Annotated in this window: 1 protein-coding gene; it reads right to left on the bottom strand. The window is 66.3% G+C overall.

Annotation, left to right across the window (positions count from 1 at the left end; all coding sequences use genetic code 11):
- A partial coding sequence (locus ACUN9Y_RS22380) for a hypothetical protein (RefSeq protein WP_445462933.1) occupies nucleotides 1-255 on the bottom strand: 255 nt, incomplete at both ends.

Here is a 255-nt window from a genome sequence, read left to right as displayed (position 1 = left end):
CCAGGGTCGCCCCGGTCAGGGTCAGCGGGCCATCGGCGCCGGCGACGTCATTGGCCAGCACGTCGACGGTGATCGGGGTGTTCTCGTTGATCTCGCCGCCGTCATCGTCGACGGCGTCCGGCACGTCATCCTTCACATCGATCGTGAGGGTCGTGGTCGCAACGTCGCCATCGCTGTCGGTCAGGGTGACCGCGAAGTCGTCCTGGATACCGTCGCTGTCGGTGCCCTGGGTGCTGTGCTCGGTGGTGTTGTCAT

Source organism: Halomonas sp. V046 (assembly GCF_052645355.1).
Note: the sequence above shows the minus strand (reverse complement) of the source record. Positions and strands in the feature narration are given on the sequence as shown.